Source organism: Streptomyces bobili (genome assembly GCF_002154575.1).
GTDB classification, from domain to species: Bacteria; Actinomycetota; Actinomycetes; order Streptomycetales; family Streptomycetaceae; genus Streptomyces; species Streptomyces bobili.
Window position 1 is genome coordinate 1 of the sequence record NZ_MUBA01000308.1, and the last position, 18,696, is coordinate 18,696.

An 18,696-nucleotide genomic window follows, 5' to 3' on the forward strand; every position below is an offset into this window, starting at 1 on the left:
CTGCCACGCGCGCGTGGCAGGATGGACAACCGGCCCTGATGAGCGGCCAGTTCGGCGCGACAGCTGACGGGGACGGGGAGGGAAAGACCGGTGAACGGCGTCAACAAGGGGCTCCGCAAGGTCGAGATGGCTCTGAAGTGGGACCCGAGTCCGGCGGGTGAGTCACCCACCGACCTGGACATAGTGGCCGGGACCTACCTGGCGGACGACCCGCGGGGCGAGCCCGCCTACGTGGTGCACTTCGACAGTCGCTCCCCCGACGGCACCATCACGCTCAACCGGGACAGCACGGACGGCAAGGGCTTCGGCTGGGACGAGGTCATGACGATCGAACTCGACCGGCTGGACGCCCGGTACGCGCGCGTGGTGGTCGGCGTCGTCATCCAGCAGCGCCCCGCGGAGCGGACCTTCGTCAGCGTGATCAATCCGGCCTTCCGGATCCGTGAGGCATACACCGTGCTGGCCGAGGACGACTTCGGCGGGGTGCTCGGTGCGACGGCGGCCACGGTCGCGGAGTTCGTGCGCGACCCGGCCGACGGCTGGTCGCTCCACGACGGCGTACAGGGCTACGAGGACGACCCGGCGACGTTCACCAGGATCATGGGCCGGCTGCGCCGGTCATGAGCCACGGGTGAGACGCGGGTGCCTCTGCCGGCGCCGACGTCTCGCCGCCGCGTCCGGGTACGACTCGCCGCTCCGTGGAAGGGGTTCGTGCGGTGTGAGTCGGTGCAGTCGCAGCGCGTGCTCGTACAGGGGGCTCGGATTCACCGGCGGTCGGTTCCCGGCCATCGCGCTCACCGGCGGGAGGACGACTCGATTCTGTTGATCATGCCCCGAGACTTCCACTCGAACACCCTCTCGACAAGGCCCCTAAAGGGGAGCCCTCCTCAGCGACACCAGAGGGCGGTGGAGCCGGAAACCGGCTCCACCGCCCTCTGTCAGGTCAATCACCCCTGGCGGGTACTACAAGGGACCACAAGGCACTACAAGGGGTACTGGTGCAGGCCACTTATTCCTGGCGTGCGCTATTCCTCGGCATCTGGGTTTCGATCGGGGAACGCACGCAGCCTCAGCTGTGGCGCCCTGTGGTCGGCGAGCCACCGCATCCGGTTGTCGTCCGCGGCGATCCCGGCACGTGCGGCCTGGGTCCACTCCTCGCGGTCGAGCACCTCGAGATAGGTCGCCCGGAGCGCTTCCTGTTGTGCCGCGGTGCACCCCGCAGCCTCGGAAGGCTCCGTAGTCAGGTGCTGAGTGAGCACCGCGATCGTGAAGTAGCGCTCCATGGTCGGGCTGAGCAAACCCACATGGCGAGCATGAGCTTCCAGAACCACTCTCGAATGGGCGTAGTGAGCGAGGGTGAGTCCCATCCCCTCGCAGTCACTCATCTGATGGAGTAGGCGACCGACGTGGTCGACCATCTCGCTGTCGGTGTCGAGGTCTGCCAGTGCCTCATGGAGTTTGGCGACTGTGGCGACGTTGCCGGCGAAGTATCCATTAAGGAAATCGCCGTCACAGGCTCTGCGAAGCAGCCAAGGTCGGGCAGTCGGGTCGTCGAGTCTGCAGAGCGCCTCGACGACATAGACGCGGCCCCAGCCGGTGACGCGCTCGGCCAGCCAAAGCAAGGCCTCGACTCCCCCTGTCTGCCGCTCGAATGCGTGCGCCGCGAGTGGTCCGAAGCGGTTGGAAAGCAGCCCGATCGTTTGAATCAGCGGGATGTCGTCGGCTGTGCCCACGGCAGCCAGCAGGGCGAGTCCAACGGTGACCGCGCATCGATCGGTCCCGTATCGGACCAACCAGCGGCCCGTTTGGCGAACGCGTTCTCTGCCCGCCCGCTCAGCCGCGGCGGCGATGTGCCCGTTCTGGTGAATCGGGACGTAGACGTCGTGGAAGGCATCGGCCAATTCGCTGGGCAGGGCAGAAGCCCTGGCGAAATGCGTGTCCAGGACGAGGGCAACATCCTTGCCGGCCGAGTGCCGGTCCTCAGGTGCCTTCGGGCCTCGCCGACGACGGTGCAACTTGTCGTCGGGATATGGTTCCCCGTCGCGCGGAAGCGGCTCCGCTGGGGCCAACTGATGTAGCTGGAGTGCGTGATCGAACAGCGATGTCGGTGACCCGGGCAGTCCTGTCCCGGTCGTCTCGCTCATCGGCGGACGGAGGACTCGATTCTCTTGATCATGGCTCGGAGCATGCCACGACAGCAATCGCCGCGACAAGCCTCGACTCGGCGGCGGGTTGCATCAAACGCAACAGCCAGGCGTCACGCGCGTCAGGGCGGTGGAGCCGCGAGATCGGCTCCACCGCCCTGACCAGCTACTTCACGCCCCTCAAGGCGCTGGGTGTCAGCTGCAACCGCTGGTCGAGCCGCAGCCCTCGCAGATGTAGCAGGAGCCGGCGCGCTGCATCTTCGTGCCGCAGGAGAAGCACAGCGGGGCGTCGGCCTGGATGCCGAGCTGCATCTCCACCAGCTCGGCGCTGGTGTGGGCCTGCATCGGGGCGGGCTTGGCCGCCTCGACCTCGGCCTTCGGCGTGGCGACGGCCTTCAGGTCCGTCGGGCGCGGCGCCGACTGGGCCAGACCCTCGACGTCGACGTCGTCGTCGGACGGCTCGTACGAACCGGTCTCCAGGTGACGCTGACGCTCCTCGGCGGAGTGGATGCCGAGCGCGGAGCGCGTCTCGAAGGGCAGGAAGTCGAGCGCCAGGCGGCGGAAGATGTAGTCGACGATCGACTGCGCCATCCGCACGTCCGGGTCGTCCGTCATACCGGCCGGCTCGAAGCGCATGTTGGTGAACTTCGAGACGTACGTCTCCAGCGGCACGCCGTACTGGAGGCCGACGGAGACCGCGATGGAGAAGGCGTCCATCATGCCCGCGAGGGTGGAGCCCTGCTTGGACATCTTCAGGAAGACCTCGCCGAGACCGTCGTCCGGGTAGGAGTTGGCGGTCATGTAACCCTCGGCGCCACCGACGGTGAACGACGTCGTGATGCCGGGACGGCCCTTGGGCAGACGCTTGCGGACCGGGCGGTACTCGACCACCTTCTCGACCGCGGTGCGGATCGTGTCCTCGGCCTTCTCGGTGATCTCGGCCTTCTCCTTCTCCTTGGTCTTCGCGGAGAGGGGCTGGCCGACCTTGCAGTTGTCGCGGTAGATCGCGAGCGCCTTGACGCCGAGCTTCCAGGCCTCGAAGTAGATCTCCTCGACCTCCTCGACGGTCGCCGTCTCCGGCATGTTGACCGTCTTGGAGATGGCGCCGGAGATCCACGGCTGGATCGCGGCCATCATGCGGACGTGACCCATCGGGGAGATGGCACGCTCGCCCATGGCGCAGTCGAACACCTCGTAGTGCTCCTGCTTGAGACCGGGGGCGTCGATCACATTGCCGTTGTCGGCGATGTGGGCGACGATCGCCTCGATCTGCTCCTCCTGGTAGCCCATGCGGCGCAGGGCCTGCGGGACGGTGCCGTTGACGATCTGCATCGAGCCGCCGCCGACGAGCTTCTTGAACTTGACCAGGGCGAGGTCGGGCTCGACGCCGGTGGTGTCGCAGGACATCGCCAGACCGATGGTGCCGGTCGGGGCGAGCACCGACGCCTGGGAGTTACGGAAGCCGTTCTTCGCGCCGAGGCGCAGCACGTCCTGCCAGGCCTCCGTGGCGGCGGCCCAGACGGGGCTGTCCAGGTCGTCGATGCCGACGGCCTTCTGGTTGGCGTCGGAGTGCTGCTTCATGACGCGGTTGTGGGCGTCGGCGTTGCGGGCGTAGCCGTCGTACGGACCGACGACGTCGGCCAGCTCGGAGGAACGGCGGTAGGCCGTGCCCGTCATCAGGGAGGTGATGGCGCCGGCCAGCGAGCGGCCGCCGTCCGAGTCGTACGCGTGGCCGGTCGCCATCAGCAGGGCGCCGAGGTTGGCGTAGCCGATGCCGAGCTGGCGGAACGCGCGCGTGTTCTCGCCGATCTTCTGGGTCGGGAAGTCCGCGAAGCAGATGGAGATGTCCATCGCGGTGATGACCAGCTCGACGACCTTCTGGAAACGGTCGGCCTCGAAGGACTGGTGTCCCTTGCCGTCGTCCTTGAGGAACTTCATCAGGTTCAGCGAGGCGAGGTTGCAGGACGTGTTGTCCAGGTGCATGTACTCGCTGCACGGGTTCGACGCGGTGATCCGGCCGGACTCGGGGCAGGTGTGCCAGGTGTTGATGGTGTCGTCGTACTGGATGCCCGGGTCGGCGCAGGCCCAGGCCGCTTCGGCGATCTTGCGGAAGAGCGACTTGGCGTCGACCTCCTCGATCACGTCACCGGTCATCCGCGCGCGCAGGCCGAACTTGCCGCCCTGCTCGACGGCCGTCATGAACTCGTCGTTCACGCGGACCGAGTTGTTGGCGTTCTGGTACTGGACGGACGTGATGTCGTCGCCGCCCAGGTCCATGTCGTAGCCCGCGTCGCGCAGGACGCGGATCTTCTCCTCCTCCTTGACCTTGGTCTCGATGAAGTCCTCGATGTCGGGGTGATCCACGTCGAGGACGACCATCTTCGCGGCGCGGCGGGTGGCACCACCGGACTTGATGGTGCCGGCGGAGGCGTCGGCGCCGCGCATGAAGGAGACCGGGCCGGAGGCGTTGCCACCGGAGGAGAGCAGCTCCTTGGAGGAGCGGATGCGGGAGAGGTTCAGGCCGGCACCGGAGCCGCCCTTGAAGATCATGCCCTCTTCCTTGTACCAGTCGAGGATCGACTCCATGGAGTCGTCGACGGCCAGGATGAAGCAGGCGGAGACCTGCTGCGGCTGCGGGGTGCCCACGTTGAACCAGACGGGGCTGTTGAAGCTGAAGATCTGGTGCAGGAGGGCGTACGCCAGCTCGTGCTCGAAGATCTCGGCGTCTGCGGGCGACGGGAAGTACTTGTGGTCCTCGCCGGCCTTCCGGTACGTCTTCACGATGCGGTCGATCAGCTGCCTGAGGCTGACCTCGCGCTGCGGGGTGCCGACGGCGCCCCGGAAGTACTTGCTGGTGACGATGTTGACCGCGTTCACCGACCAGAAGTCGGGGAACTCGACGCCACGCTGCTCGAAGTTGACCGAGCCGTCGCGCCAGTTGGTCATGACGACGTCACGGCGCTCCCAGGCCACCTCGTCATACGGGTGCACGCCGGGGGTCGTGTGGATGCGCTCGATACGCAGGCCCTTGGTCGCCTTGGCGCCCTTGGCGCGGGAACCCCGTGCCGGACCGCTCGCCGTCTCTGTCATGCCGCCTCCCTGTACGGGCGAAAACGCCCTGAAATGCCACGTTGTTCCTGTGACACGGTGTTCTGTCTTGTGCTGCGGGCACCACGCGCTACGCCCGCAACAGGTCTTGGTCCGCCGCCGCCCGGCCGGACCCGGAGCTGCCGTTCCGGTTCCGGCCCGCCGGTCAGTCGGCGGAGTGGGCGGGCTCGGGAACCTGCACGGTTCCTCCGCGCCCGCCGTCGTCTTCCCGGCTCCCCGCGACGGCGCCTTCGGTGCCGTCAGCGCCCTCGGTGCCGTCAGTCCTCTCGCGGTCTTCGTCGTCCGCGGCGAGGTGTCCCGTCTCCCGGAGTTCCGCGATGGCGGCCTCGAAGTCGTCGAGCGAGTCGAACGCCCGGTAGACGGAGGCGAATCGCAGATAGGCGACGAGGTCCAGCTCCTGCAACGGGCCGAGTATGGCCAGTCCCACGTCGTGGGTGGTCAGCTCGGCACTCCCGGTGGCGCGCACCGCTTCCTCGACCCGCTGGCCGAGCTGCGCGAGCGCGTCCTCGGTGACAGGTCGTCCCTGGCACGCCTTGCGGACGCCATTGATGACCTTGGTGCGGCTGAAAGGCTCGGTGACCCCGGACCGCTTGACCACCATGAGCGAGCACGTCTCCACGGTCGTGAAACGACGGGAGCAGTCAGGGCACTGGCGGCGCCTGCGGATCGACGTGCCGTCGTCGGTCGTACGACTGTCGACGACGCGGCTGTCGGGGTGCCTGCAGAAGGGGCAGTGCATGATCCATCCCTCCTCACAGCAGTCTCAATGGCCTCGCCGGGCCTCACGGGCCCCTCGAAGCAGCCCCCAGCATAGGCGATCCCAGAGGGTGCGAAGTCCCGAGGGACCACAACTTGTGGGCTGCTGTTGATATCCAACCACTAGATGTGGTGCTTGGCTCATTCACCCAGGCTGTGTCGCGTGTCGCACCGACAGCCTTCACGCGGCGCGGCCCGCCGGTCACAGCGAGCACTCGAAAGCGACGCCCGCGGCCCGTCCCGCGCCGCATGACACACGCGCGCGTACGGCCATGTCGCACGACACCCCACACCCGCGCGTACGGCCATATCGCCGGGCGGCGCACAGGGATACGGTGAGCGCCAGGAGGAGGAGAGGTGGGACTCTCGCGCAGAGCCGGGCCCGGCTCCCGGACCACGGTGGGACGGATGGCAGACTGGGGTCACACCTCACCAGGCCATCGGCCCCGGCGGTGAAGGGTACGACAAGCAGCCCTTCAGCCCGGCGGGCAACGCGTCAGCCATACACCCAGACACATGATCAAGTCAGGCTATCCACGCTTTTTCACTCGAACGTGTGTTTGGCGCAACCTTTCGAAAGCTACTACCGTTGTCCAGCAGGGAGACAACCGAGAGGGGCCGACGTGACCACCACCGCAGACAGTGCCACCATCACTGCCCAGGACCGCTCCCAGGGCCGACTCGAGCCGGTGCATGCGATGAACGAAACCACGAACCCGGAGGGGCACAAGCGCTCCCTGCCGGGCCGACCTCCAGGCATCCGGGCGGACAGCACGGGCCTCACCGACCGTCAGCGTCGGGTGATCGAGGTCATCCGGGACTCCGTGCAGCGGCGCGGATACCCGCCATCGATGCGCGAGATCGGCCAGGCCGTCGGCCTGTCCAGCACCTCATCGGTCGCACACCAGCTGATGGCGCTGGAGCGCAAGGGCTTCCTGCGCCGCGACCCGCACCGCCCCCGCGCCTACGAGGTGCGCGGGTCCGACCAGTCCGCGGCGGTCCAGCCCACGGACACCGCCGGCAAGCCGGCCGCGTCGTACGTCCCGCTGGTCGGCCGCATCGCCGCCGGTGGCCCGATCCTCGCCGAGGAGTCGGTCGAGGACGTCTTCCCGCTCCCCCGGCAGCTCGTCGGCGATGGTGAGCTGTTCGTCCTGAAGGTCGTCGGCGACTCGATGATCGAGGCCGCGATCTGTGACGGCGACTGGGTCACCGTCCGCCGCCAGCCGGTCGCGGAGAACGGCGACATCGTGGCCGCCATGCTGGAGGGCGAGGCCACCGTCAAGCGTTTCAAGCGCGAGGACGGCCATGTCTGGCTCCTCCCGCACAACGCGGCGTACGAGCCGATCCCCGGCGACGACGCGACCATCCTCGGCAAGGTGGTGGCCGTACTGCGCCGCGTCTGAGCGCGGCGGCGGACGGGCCTCCTCGACCGCCCCCCCGTCTGGGCCCCGGGATCCCTGCGCCGGTTCCGGGGCCCTGTGCTGTGCCGCAACGGCCGCCGCACCCAGCGATGTGGGTGTGTCCCCACGGGGACACACCCACATCGCTATTCCTCTGTCTGCTTCGCCGACGCGTCGATCGCCGCCAGCGACCGGCGGACCTGGTTCGGGTCCGTCGTGAACCAGAAGTCGGGCATCGACGCCTTCAGATAGCTGCCGTAGCGGGCAGTCGCCAGCCGCTGGTCCAGTACCGCGACGACCCCGCGGTCGCCCGACGCACGGACGAGCCGGCCCGAGCCCTGGGCCATCAGCAGGGCGGCATGGGTGGCGGCGACCGCCATGAAGCCGTTGCCGCCGGCCTCCTCGACCGCCTTCTGGCGTGCGCTCATCAGCGGGTCGTCCGGCCGTGGGAACGGGATCTTGTCCATGACCACCAGCTGACAGCTGGGTCCCGGCACGTCGACGCCCTGCCAGAGCGACAGCGTGCCGAAGAGGCAGGTCTTCGGGTCCGCCGCGAAGTTCTTGATCAGCTCGCCGAGCGTCTCCTCGCCCTGCAACAGGATCGGGAACTCGGGGATTCGGCCACGCAGCTCCTCAGCGGCCAGCTGGGCGGCACGCATGGAGGAGAAGAGGCCGAGGGTCCGTCCGCCGGCCGCCTGGATCAGCTCGGTCAGTTCGTCCAGCATGTCCGCACGGTCGCCGTCGCGCGCGGGGCGGGCCAGGTGCTTCGCGACGTACAGGATGCCCTGTTTGGGGTAGTCGAAGGGGGAGCCGACGTCGATGCCCTTCCACTGCGGGACGTCCTCGCCCTGGGTGCCCTCCGGCGCGAGTCCCATGGAGGCACCCACGCCGTTGAAGTCCCCGCCCAGCTTCAGGGTCGCCGAGGCCAGCACCACGGAACGGTCCGTGAACAGCTTCTCCCGCAGCAGGCCCGAGACGGACATGGGGGCCACGCGCAGGGAGGCGCCGAAGCGGTCGTGCCGCTCGTACCAGACGACGTCGTACTCGGAGCCGTTCACCAGGCGCTCCGCCACGTCGTGCACGCTCTCCACCGAGGCCAGCGCCTGCTTGCGGACCGAGTCCTCGTCCTGGACGGACTTGTCTCGGGTGGCGCCGATTCCCGAGATGACCGTTCGGGCGGCGTCGCGCAGTGCCATGAGGGCGTAGCCGAGGTCCTCCGGGATCTCCTCGAGGCGGCCCGGCAGAGCCAGCTCCATCAGCCGCTCGAAGCCCTCGGCGGCGGTCTGCAGCTGGTCGGCGGCCTTCTCGTTGACCAGCTTCGCCGCCCGGCGTACGGCCCTGTTGACCTGGCCCGCGGTCAGCTCACCGGTGGCGACGCCGGTGACCCGCGAGACCAGCTCGTGGGCCTCGTCGACGATCAGCACCTCGTGCGGCGGAAGGACGGGAGCCCCCTCGATGGCGTCGATGGCCAGCAGGGCGTGGTTGGTCACGACGACCTCGGCCAGCTTGGCCCGCTCCCGCGCCATCTCGGCGAAGCACTCGGCGCCGTACGCGCATTTCGTGGCGCCGAGACACTCACGCGAGGAGACCGAGATCTGCGCCCAGGCACGGTCGGAGACGCCGGGGGTCAGGTCGTCCCGGTCGCCGTTCTCCGTCTCGTCGGCCCAGTCGCGCAGCCGCAGCAGGTCCTGGCCCAGCTTGCTGGTCGGCGCCGCCGCCTCGAACTGGTCGAAGAGGCCCTCCTCCTCGTCCTGGGGCATCCCCTCGTGCAGCCGGTGCAGGCACAGGTAGTTCGACCGGCCCTTGAGCATCGCGAATTCGGGGCGGCGGCGCAGGATCGGATGCAGCGCGTCGACCGTGCGCGGCAGGTCGCGCTCCACGAGCTGGCGTTGCAGCGCCAGGGTGGCGGTCGCCACGACGACACGCTCCCCGTGCGCCAGCGCGGGCACGAGGTACCCCAGCGACTTACCGGTGCCGGTGCCGGCCTGGACCAGCAGATGGGAGCCGTCGTCGATCGCCTCCGCGACGGCTTCGGCCATGGTCACCTGGCCGGGGCGCTCCGTGCCGCCGACGGCGGTGACGGCAGCATGCAGGAGTTCGGGGAGTGAGGGCTTCGTCATAGCGCGACCACCCTACGGGGCGCCACTGACAATCGTGTGGTCACGGGGGACGGGACGGACGTGATCAAGACGGCGCGCATGTCGGTAGGCGCAAAGGCCATACCGGTCTGGGCTCGGGAGTGACCGATCGGGACCGGTTGCGATCGGCTGGTACTCGGGATGACCGGCCCGGCGGGCAGGAGGTCACAGCAGACCACGCCGAGCCCGCTCCCGGATCATGAGGGCGGCACGCTTCGAGGGCAGGCCGATCTCCGCGGAGAGCCGGAAGCCGGCGGTCAGGAACGCCGCGACGGACGGGGTGTTGCGCAGGTCGGGCTCGGCGACGACACGCGCGCAGGCGGGCCGCCGGTCGAGGACGAGATCGGCGACGGCCCGGAGCAGTACGGCGCCGAGCCCCCGGCCCCGGTCGGCCACGGACCCGAGCAGCAGGTGGATGCCGGTGTCGTGCGGCCGGGCCGGGTAGGAACGGGCCAGCGGATCGAGGTCCGCCCGGTAGATCTCCCAGTAGCTCATCGGGGTGCCCTCCAGGACGCCGAGGCACGGGACGCTGCGGCCGTCTCCGGCGAGTTGGCGGCGCAGGTGCGCCGCGGCCACGGCCTCGGGACCGGCCAGGTCCCAGAAGGCCGCGACCGTGGGGTCGTTCATCCACCGGGCGATGCGAGGCAGGTCCCGCTCGATCCGTACGGGGCGGAGGTGGAAGTCACCGGCGGGGGTGGCTGCCGGCCCCCAGCCGCCGATGCCGTCGAGCAGGTCCGCGGGGACCGCGGGATCTCCGGGGACCACGGGCCCCCTCCGGCCCGTGGCGGCCAGGGTCCTGTGCTCCGATTCTCCGGGCGGGACGGGGAAGCCGGCGGGCAGGCGCAGCTCCAGCGTGTCCTCGGTGTCGGTGGACGGCACGCTCTGTTCCTCTCGGGATGCGGCGGTTCAGCGGTGGAGGGGGTTGGTGATGGTGACGTAGACGGACTGGGTGTCGACCGGGCCGACGAGTTCGTCGAGGCCGTGGAGGCGGGTGAGCAGGTTCGCCTTGCAGCGCAGGACGGGGGAGTCGAGCAGCCGGGCCGGCAGGGAACTCCGGGTGCGGCCGGGGCCGGTGCGCGAGGCGGCGTCGGTGAGGAAGCGCCGGCAGGCGGCGAGAAGCATGTGCTCGTCGGCGAGGCCCTGGGAGCCGAGGGCTCCGACGAGTCCCAGCACGTTGTTGATGCCGAGGTAGTAGGCGAAGCGCTCGTCGGCGACACCGTCCGGGACGAAGGTGTCGCCGGCCTCGCCGACGCCGGGCAGCCGGGAGTCCAGTTCGGCCCGGCGGGACTCGCGGAAGTAGTAGCCCTGGTTGTCCCGGTAGCGACCGGCGCCGGGCCAGCCGTCGGCGTCCAGCAGGACCAGGGTGTTCTGCTGGTGCGCCTCCAGCGCGATGCCCGCCTCGCCGTCGAGCCACAGCACGGGACGTACGACCTGCTCCAGGTAGCGCAGGAACCACTCGGCGGCCACGGTCTCGCGCGGCCGGCCCGTCGCCGCCGCGAGGCGCGTGACGAGCTCGGCGAGCCGGGAGGTCGCGGAGCCGCCGCCCTCCCTCGGGCGGGGGCCGGGGCGAGGCGCGACGAGCGCGGCGACGCAGGAGACGTCGTCGGCGGGGGCGAACGGGTTGTGCCGGATCATCACGTCCAGGCCGGTCACCGGGCGCCCGTCCGGCCCGTCCACGGCGAGCCAGGCCGGGTCCCGGACGATGTCGAAGCCCGGATGGACCGCCCGCCACCGCTCTCCGAGGCCGGTGCGGAGCAGGCGGTGGACGTCGACACCGCGGTGCAGTTCCTTGCGGAGGTTCTCCCTGCGGGAGTTGGTGATGCGCAGTCCCAGCGAGAGTTTGAGCATCGCCGGTGCCCCCGAGCGGTGAACGGTGCGCACGGACGAGGTCGGATGCCACGGAAGGCCGTGGGCGCCGAGGTCCCGGAGCAGGCCGGCGTCGAGCAGGGCCGCGACCTCGGGACGGTGACGGGCCTCACGCAGCTGCCACGGGTGCACGGGCAGGGCCGCGTATCCGTCGGGCAGCGGCAGCCGGGTACCGGCGAGCCGGGCCGTGAGCACCTGGGCGGGGACGGGCCTGCCGCGCTCGGTCCAGGCGGAGTCCGTGGCGAGTGCGGCGGGAGCGACAGCCAGCCAGTGGAGAGGGAAGGAGCCGTGCGACTCGGGCGAGTACACGCGGGCTTCGGAGTCGGAGAGACCCTCGCGGCTCTTGGGGGTCGGGTGGACGGGATGCCCGAGCGTCAGCGCCTGCTCGGCGGAGCGGAAGAGGTCGGTCCGGTCGGCCGGGCGTTCCCGGTGCGCGCTGATGAAAGCGGCTGTGCGCCGGACGGAGTCGGCGACACGGGCGACCAGGTCGACGCCTTCCGCCGCGCCCGCGAGGACGGTGCTCCCGGCACGGAGGGCGTCGCCGGGCGGGGTGACGGGCCGGGGCGTCTCGCGGCTCAGCAGGGCCGCGACCATGACCGCGTCCGCGGGCGCGCAGTGCTCGGGGGCGTCGGCCGGGCGAGGCGGGCCGAAGCGGTGCCATCCGGTGGGCGACCAGTAGCGGACGGGGGCGAGGAGCGCGGTGCCGGTGGCGGGCAGCGGGATGCGCAGGACGCCGTCGTCGGGGGCCGGCAGATCCCTCTCGCGGACCCAGCAGCGCAGCAGGTTCTCCACGGCCGCCGCCTGGGCCGCCTGGTGCGGGTCGGGGTGATGCAACGGGTCCGCCGCGGTGCCCGTCCACCGGCGGGGGACCGGGAGGACGGACGGCGCGGACGAGGACGGAGTCAGAGGTGGCGTCTTCAAGGTCGTTCCTTCGCTCGCGCGCGGGCCACGGCCCGCACCGCGTCCGACAGCCGGTCGAGCACGGCCACCGTCTGTTCGTCGGTGATCGTGAGGGGTGGCAGCAGCCGTACGACGCTCGCGTGGCGTCCGCCGAGTCCGACGATCAGGCCGCGGCTCAGGCACTCCCGCTGGACGGCGGCGGCCAGTTCGGGAGAGGCGGGGCGGGTCGCACCGGCACCGTGCCCGGTCCACTTCTCCTCCGTCTCGCCCTCCGGGTCGACCATCTCCACCCCGATCATCAGGCCACGCCCCCGCACGTCCCCGATGCACCGGAACTCCTCGGCCAGACAGCGCAGTTCGCGCAGGATCCGGTCGCCGAGGGTCGCCGCGCGTCCGGCGAGGCCGTTGGCGCGAACGTGGGCGAGGGTGGCCGTGCCGGCGGCCATGGCGAGTTGGTTGCCGTGGAACGTGCCCGCGTGGGCACCCTGTTCCCCGACGTCGAGGTCGTCGCGGTAGACGATCAGGGCGAGCGGCAGGCTGCCGCCGATGGCCTTCGACAGGACCATCACATCGGGGGTGATACCGCTGTGCTCGACCGCCCAGAAGGACCCGGTCCGTCCGACGCCCGTCTGGACCTCGTCGGCGATCAGAGGGATCGACCGGTCGGCCGTGAGCCGGCGCATACGGCGCATCCAGGCGTCCGGCGCGGGGATCACACCGCCCTCGTCCTGGACGGGTTCGACGATCATCCCGGCCGGAGGGCCCACACCGGACCTCGGGTCGTCCAGGAGCGACTCGGTCCAGCGGGCGGCGAGTTCGGCGCCGCCCTCGCCGCCGACTCCGAAGGGACAGCGGTAGTCCTGCGGGTACGGCAGGCGGGTCGCCCCCGCGTCGGTGGCACCGCCGGAGACGGCGAGGGAACCCGCGGTCATGCCGTGGCCGGCGCCGGTGAAGGCCAGGACGCCGGGGCGGCCGGTGGCGGCCCTGACCAGGGTGAGCGCGGCCTCCACCGCGTCCGTGCCGGCCGGTCCGCAGAACCGCACGCGCGCGTGGTCGGCCAGCCGGGGCGGCAGGGTGTGGAACAGCTCGGTGACGAAGGCGTCCCTGACGGGTGTGGCGAGATCGAGGACCTGCAGCGGGGCACCCGAGTCGAGGACCTTGCGGACGGCTTCCAGGACGACGGGGTGGTTGTGGCCGAGTGCGAGGGCCCCGGCTCCTGAGAGACAGTCGAGGTAGCGGCGGCCGTCGGCCCCCTCGATGGTCAGTCCGCGGGCCCGTACCGGCACGATCGGCAGGGCTCGGGCGTACGTACGAGCCGCCGGCTCGCGCGCCGCCTGCCGGCGCAGGACGTTTTCGTGGGCGAGGCGCCCCGGCGGGTGAACCCGGAGAGCGGGGGTCTCCTCCTCGGCAGCCCCCTGATCGGCGGCGCCCTCGTCGGCGACGCGCCCCTCGGACGTCTCCCCCCGCACTGGTTCCGTCACAGCCACGGTCTGTCCTCCCGCTGTCCAGAGGCGAGTCGGTTCGCCGCGGAACCCCCGCCGCCGGGTCCGCACCGGTGCGCCGGGCGTTGGGCGGCGGTTCCGCGCCCTCGCGGGATTCCGCCGGAAGGGCCACGCGCAGGCGGCCGGCCCCACGGCTACCAACCGCCGACGGTCCACGGGGTTACGGGTTGCCTCAAGATCCTTGCCGTGACGGAACCGTTGCTGTTCCGTCGGCAGTCCCCCACAGCGAACGCATATCGTGTGATGCCGTCCCACCCGGCCGTGAGCCCCACCTGAACCAGGCATGAGAAGACGCCGGGTTCTCGCGGTGGCGCGGTCACCGCTCCAAGTTCCTTGACACCACGGGGAGTCACACCATGCGATCCATACGGCCGTCGTTCTTCGCCCGACGGGGGAGGAACGCCTCACGCGGAATCTCCCCCGCGCTGGGTGCCGTCGCCCTCGCCTCGGCGCTCGCGCTCACGGCGACCGCCTGCGATTCGGGCGGCGCCGACGCGGACAGCCGGGCCAGCGCCGCCGCGTCGGCCGCGGCCGCGGCCGACGGAAAGATCACGATTCCGGACGACATCAAGGACCGGCTCAAAGAGCACGGGATCGATCTGGACAAGTGGAAGAACGGCGCCTGGAAGAACTGGGACCAGGACGACTGGCTGCGCGAGGCGCAGGACTACATCAACCCGATCATCGAGGGCCTGTGGGACCCGGACCGGATGCGGGACGCCGAGGACCCGGACCGCGGCGTCGACGAGAGCGACCTCGGCGACGACCAGGGTGTGACCGACCCCGAGCCTGCGGCGGTGGAGGCGGCGGCCGTGCCGAGCACGTACCACGCCAACGCCCCCGAGGCGGGCAAGGTGCTCTTCGACTCCCCCGAGGGCACGATGGTCTGCTCGGCGACGGTCGTGCAGGACCCGGCCAACCCCGGCAAGTCCAACATGGTGTGGACGGCGGGGCATTGCGTGCACGCGGGCAAGAAGGGCGGCTGGTACCGCAACATCGCCTTCGTGCCGTCGTACAACGACTCGGGCATGTCGGCAGCGAAGCTGGAGACGGCCACCAAGGAAGAGGTGGCGCCGTACGGGGTCTGGTGGGCCGACTGGGCGCAGACCTCCGACCAGTGGATCGAGCAGGGCGGGCAGACCGGCGGTGACGGTGCCTCGTACGACTTCGCCGTCATCCATGTGACGCCCGAGAAGGGTGGCTCCGGCAAGTCGCTGGAGGAGATGGTCGGTTCCGCGCTGCCGGTGGACTTCGCGGCCCCGGCCGTGGCCGAGGTGAAGAGCATCACGGCGACCGGCTACCCGGCGGCGGCGCCGTACGACGGGCAGACGCTGTACGAGTGCCAGGACAAGCCCGGCCGGCTGTCGCTCAACGGCACCGACCCGACGATGTACCGCATCGGCTGCACGATGACCGGCGGTTCGTCGGGCGGCGGCTGGGTGGCCACGGGTTCGGACGGCAAGCCGGCGCTGGTCTCCAACACCTCGATCGGTCCGGTGGACGCCGGCTGGCTCGCGGGACCGCGACTGGGTGAGGTGGCCAAGGGCGTGTACGACTCGGTGAGCAAGAAGTTCGCCGGTCAGTAGACGCTCGCTGTTCGCACAGGAAGGCCCGCCCCCNNGGGCGGGCCTTCCTGTGTGCGCGGGCGTCAGACGAGCGGCGCGGGAACGTACGGCGCGAGATCCGCCGCCAGTTCCTCGTGCACCCGGGCCTTCAGCAGGGTGCCCTCCGCCGTGTGCTCCTCGGAGATCACGTCACCGTCGGCATGGGCGCGCGCAACCAGCCGGCCGTGGGTGTACGGCACGAGCACCTCGACCTCGACGGACGGCCGCGGCAGCTCCGTGTCGATGAGCGCCAGCAGTTCCTCGATGCCCTGGCCGGTGCGGGCCGAGACGGCGATGGAGCGCTTCTCGTTCCGCATGAGCCGCTGCAGTGTCAGCGGGTCGGCCGCGTCAGCCTTGTTGATCACGACGATCTCGGGCACGCCGGTGGCGCCTACATCCCTGATCACCTCGCGGACGGCGGCGAGCTGCTCCTCCGGGGCCGGGTGCGAGCCGTCCACCACGTGCAGGATCAGGTCGGACTCGCCGACCTCCTCCATGGTGGAGCGGAACGCCTCGACCAGGTGGTGCGGCAGGTGCCGGACGAAGCCGACGGTGTCCGCCAGCGTGTACAGCCGGCCGCTCGGGGTCTCGGCCCGGCGCACGGTCGGGTCGAGGGTCGCGAACAGGGAGTTCTCGACCAGCACGCCCGCACCCGTCAGGCGGTTGAGCAGCGAGGACTTTCCGGCGTTGGTGTAGCCCGCGATGGCGACGGAGGGCACCTTGTGGCGCTTGCGCTCCTGGCGCTTGATCTCGCGGCCGGTCTTCATCTCCGCGATCTCCCGGCGCATCTTCGCCATCTTCTCGCGGATCCGGCGCCGGTCCGTCTCGATCTTGGTCTCACCGGGACCACGGGTGGCGAGGCCGCCGCCCTTGCCGCCGCCCATCTGACGGGACAGTGACTGACCCCAGCCTCGCAGCCGCGGCAGCATGTACTGCATCTGCGCGAGCGCGACCTGCGCCTTGCCCTCTCGGGACTTGGCGTGCTGGGCGAAGATGTCCAGGATCAGGGCCGTACGGTCGATGACCTTGACCTTGACGACGTCTTCGAGGGCGATGAGCTGGCCGGGACCGAGCTCACCGTCGCAGATGACGGTGTCCGCGCCCGTCTCGAGGACGATGTCGCGCAGTTCCATGGCCTTGCCGGAACCGATGAAGGTGGCCGCGTCGGGCTTGTCGCGGCGCTGGATCACACCGTCGAGCACGAGGGCTCCCGCGGTCTCCGCGAGGGCGGCCAGCTCCGCGAGGGAGTTCTCCGAGTCCTGTGCGGTCCCCGAGGTCCAGACGCCGACGAGCACGACCCGCTCCAGGCGGAGCTGGCGGTACTCGACCTCGGTGACGTCCTCGAGTTCGGTGGAGAGGCCCGCGACGCGGCGCAGGGCCGCTCGCTCGGAACGGTCGAGCTGGTCGCCGTCCCGCTCTCCGTCGGTGTCGAGGCTCCAGGCGACGTCCTCTTCCATCAGGGCATCGGCCCGAAGACCTTCGGGGTAGGAGCGCTTGTTGTCCTGGGAAGGGGAAGAAGAGGAGGTCATTGGGTCCTTACGTCGTTGCGGATGCCGGTTCGGCGGTCATGATGCACAACGCACGAGTACCCTGGGAGATTCCCGCGTCCCGTGCCCCGCCGACCTCTCGATGGTCGCACGGTACGGCCCGTCTCGTCATCGACTTATTCCGGAGCCTTGGCGGCCGGCGCGACCGGCTTCCACTCCGGGTGACCGGGCATCGGCGGGGTCTTCTCGTCGTACAGCCAGTGCTGGAAGAAGCTCCCGAGGTCGCGGCCGGAGACCTGGCCGGCGAGGCGGACGAAGTCGGCCGTGCCGGCCGTGCCGTCGCGGTGGTCGGTCAGCCAGGTCCGTTCCAGCCGGTCGAAGGCCTCCACGCCGATCTCCTCGCGCAGGGCGAAGAGCACGAGGGCCGCGCCGTCGTAGACGTTGGCGCGGAAGATGCCGATCTTCTGGCCGGGTGCGGGCGGCTTCGGGGCGCCGGGCGGGCCTCCGGCCGTGCGCCAGCGGTCGGAGGCGCCGTAGGCCGCCTTCATGCGCGCCTCCAGCGTGCGGTCGTCCTTCTTCTCCTGCGCGTACAGGGCCTCGTACCAGGTGGCGTGTCCTTCGTTGAGCCACAGGTCGGACCAGGTGCGCGGGCTGACGCTGTTGCCGAACCACTGGTGGGCCAGCTCGTGCACCATGATCGACTCGACGTACCACTTGGGGTAGGCGGGCTCGGTGAACAGGCCCTTCTCGAAGAGGGAGAGAGTCTGCGTCTCGAGCTCGAAGCCGGTGACGGTGTCGGCGACGAGCACACCGTAGGTCTCGAAGGGGTAGGGGCCGACCTTGCTCTCCATCCAGGCGATCTGGTCGGGGGTCTTCTTCAGCCAGGGTTCGAGGGCCTCGCGGTCCTTGGCGGGGATGACGTCCCGCAAGGGCAGTCCGTGTGGTCCCTCACGGTGCAGGACGGCGGAGCGGCCGATGGAGACCTGGGCGAGTTCGGTGGCCATGGGGTGCAGGGTGCGGTACGTCCATGTCGTCGCGCGGCCCGCCCGGTCGACGTCGGTCGGCAGGCCGTTGGCCACGGCCGTGTAGCCGTTGGGCGCGGTGACCCGGACGGTGAACATGGCCTTGTCGGAGGGGTGGTCGTTGCACGGGAACACCAGGTGGGCGGCGTCGGCCTGGTTGGCCATGGCGAGGCCGTCCGCGGTCCGCACCCAGCCGCCGTCCCGGCCCTTCGCGCTCACCGGATCGCTGGTGTGCCGCACGGTGACGCGCATCCAGTCGCCGCGGGGAAGCGGGTCGGCCGGCGTGATCACCAGGTCTTCCCCTGCGGTGGCGAAGTCGGCGGCCTCCCCGTCGACCTGGACCGACTGGACGTCGCCATGGGCGAAGTCGAGGTTGATCCGCTCCAGCGTGTCGGTGGTCCAGCCGTCGATCGTGGTGACCGCCTGGAGCGGCTCGGTGTTGCTTCCGGAGTACGTGAGGGCGAGGTCGTACGACGCCACGTCGTAGCCGGGGTTGCCGAGGTGCGGGAAGAGGCGGTCGCCGACGCCGAGCGGGCTGGGCGGGGCGCCCGCGGCGACGAGGCAGACGGAGACGGCCGAGGCGAGCAGGGCGGAGGCGAGGCCGCGGGATCCGGTGCTACGGGGCCGGCGGGTGCCGGATCCGTACGGGTGGGCCTGGGCGCGGGGGGAGAGCAGCATGCACCACGGCTACCAGCGCGCCCCGCCCGTTCGGCGCCGACGCGCGACCGGCCCACCCGAACGGGTCGCCCACGCGCGCGCGTGCGATGTC

General features: G+C 70.5%; 12 protein-coding genes. 3 read left to right on the forward strand and 9 right to left on the reverse strand.

All coding sequences use genetic code 11. The annotated features are described in order from the left end of the window. Positions 1-90: 90 nt before the first annotated feature. Positions 91-624 (forward strand): TerD family protein, encoded by a 534-nt coding sequence (locus BZL64_RS24200; RefSeq protein WP_086771306.1) that lies wholly within the window; start codon positions 91-93, stop codon positions 622-624. Positions 625-1,025: 401 nt separating this feature from the next. Here the strand turns inward: BZL64_RS24200 and BZL64_RS24205 are convergent, their stop codons facing one another. The 3 genes from BZL64_RS24205 to nrdR form a co-directional block, all read right to left on the reverse strand. Then, positions 1,026-2,144, reverse strand: a complete 1,119-nt coding sequence (locus tag BZL64_RS24205) for a hypothetical protein (RefSeq protein WP_208639506.1) — start codon at positions 2,142-2,144, stop codon at positions 1,026-1,028. Positions 2,145-2,339: 195 nt separating this feature from the next. Then, the gene (locus BZL64_RS24210) at positions 2,340-5,234 is read right to left on the reverse strand and encodes a vitamin B12-dependent ribonucleotide reductase (RefSeq protein ID WP_086771307.1); all 2,895 of its coding nucleotides are present in this window, start codon (positions 5,232-5,234) and stop codon (positions 2,340-2,342) included. Positions 5,235-5,397: 163 nt separating this feature from the next. After that, positions 5,398-5,991, reverse strand: a complete 594-nt coding sequence (gene nrdR, locus BZL64_RS24215; RefSeq protein WP_086771308.1) for a transcriptional regulator NrdR — start codon at positions 5,989-5,991, stop codon at positions 5,398-5,400. 640 nt (positions 5,992-6,631) lie between these two features. Here nrdR and lexA point away from each other — a divergent pair. Beyond that, positions 6,632-7,411, forward strand: coding sequence for a transcriptional repressor LexA (gene lexA / locus BZL64_RS24220; protein ID WP_086771309.1), 780 nt, complete (start codon positions 6,632-6,634; stop codon positions 7,409-7,411). A gap of 143 nt (positions 7,412-7,554) precedes the next feature. On the opposite strand, the gene BZL64_RS24225 is transcribed toward lexA, so the two are convergent. From BZL64_RS24225 to BZL64_RS24240, 4 genes are all read right to left on the reverse strand, one after another. Further along, positions 7,555-9,528 carry an ATP-dependent DNA helicase gene (locus tag BZL64_RS24225; protein WP_086771310.1) on the reverse strand — a complete coding sequence of 658 codons (1,974 nt, stop codon included), beginning with the start codon at positions 9,526-9,528 and terminating at the stop codon, positions 7,555-7,557. Between the two features lie 183 nt (positions 9,529-9,711). Further along, entirely contained in the window at positions 9,712-10,425 is a 714-nt protein-coding gene (locus BZL64_RS24230; protein ID WP_086771311.1) for a GNAT family N-acetyltransferase, read from the reverse strand. A 27-nt stretch (positions 10,426-10,452) separates the two neighbouring features. Next, complete coding sequence (locus BZL64_RS24235; protein WP_086771312.1) at positions 10,453-12,333, reverse strand: IucA/IucC family protein; 1,881 nt, start codon at positions 12,331-12,333, stop codon at positions 10,453-10,455. Then, a complete protein-coding gene (locus tag BZL64_RS24240; RefSeq protein ID WP_086771313.1) occupies positions 12,330-13,799 on the reverse strand; it encodes a diaminobutyrate--2-oxoglutarate transaminase family protein in 1,470 nt (489 codons plus the stop codon). Before BZL64_RS24240 ends, BZL64_RS24235 begins: the two co-directional genes overlap by 4 nt. 371 nt (positions 13,800-14,170) lie before the next feature. On the opposite strand from BZL64_RS24240, the gene BZL64_RS24245 reads away from it, so the two are divergent. Further along, positions 14,171-15,400, forward strand: a complete 1,230-nt coding sequence (locus tag BZL64_RS24245) for a trypsin-like serine peptidase (protein WP_086771314.1) — start codon at positions 14,171-14,173, stop codon at positions 15,398-15,400. 62 nt (positions 15,401-15,462) lie between these two features. Here BZL64_RS24245 and hflX read toward each other — a convergent pair whose 3' ends face one another. Together hflX and BZL64_RS24255 are read right to left on the reverse strand one after the other, a co-directional pair. Beyond that, the gene (gene hflX / locus BZL64_RS24250; protein ID WP_086771315.1) at positions 15,463-16,947 is read right to left on the reverse strand and encodes a GTPase HflX; all 1,485 of its coding nucleotides are present in this window, start codon (positions 16,945-16,947) and stop codon (positions 15,463-15,465) included. A 134-nt stretch (positions 16,948-17,081) separates the two neighbouring features. Next, a complete protein-coding gene (locus BZL64_RS24255; RefSeq protein ID WP_086771316.1) occupies positions 17,082-18,605 on the reverse strand; it encodes a M1 family metallopeptidase in 1,524 nt (507 codons plus the stop codon). Positions 18,606-18,696 lie beyond the last annotated feature (91 nt).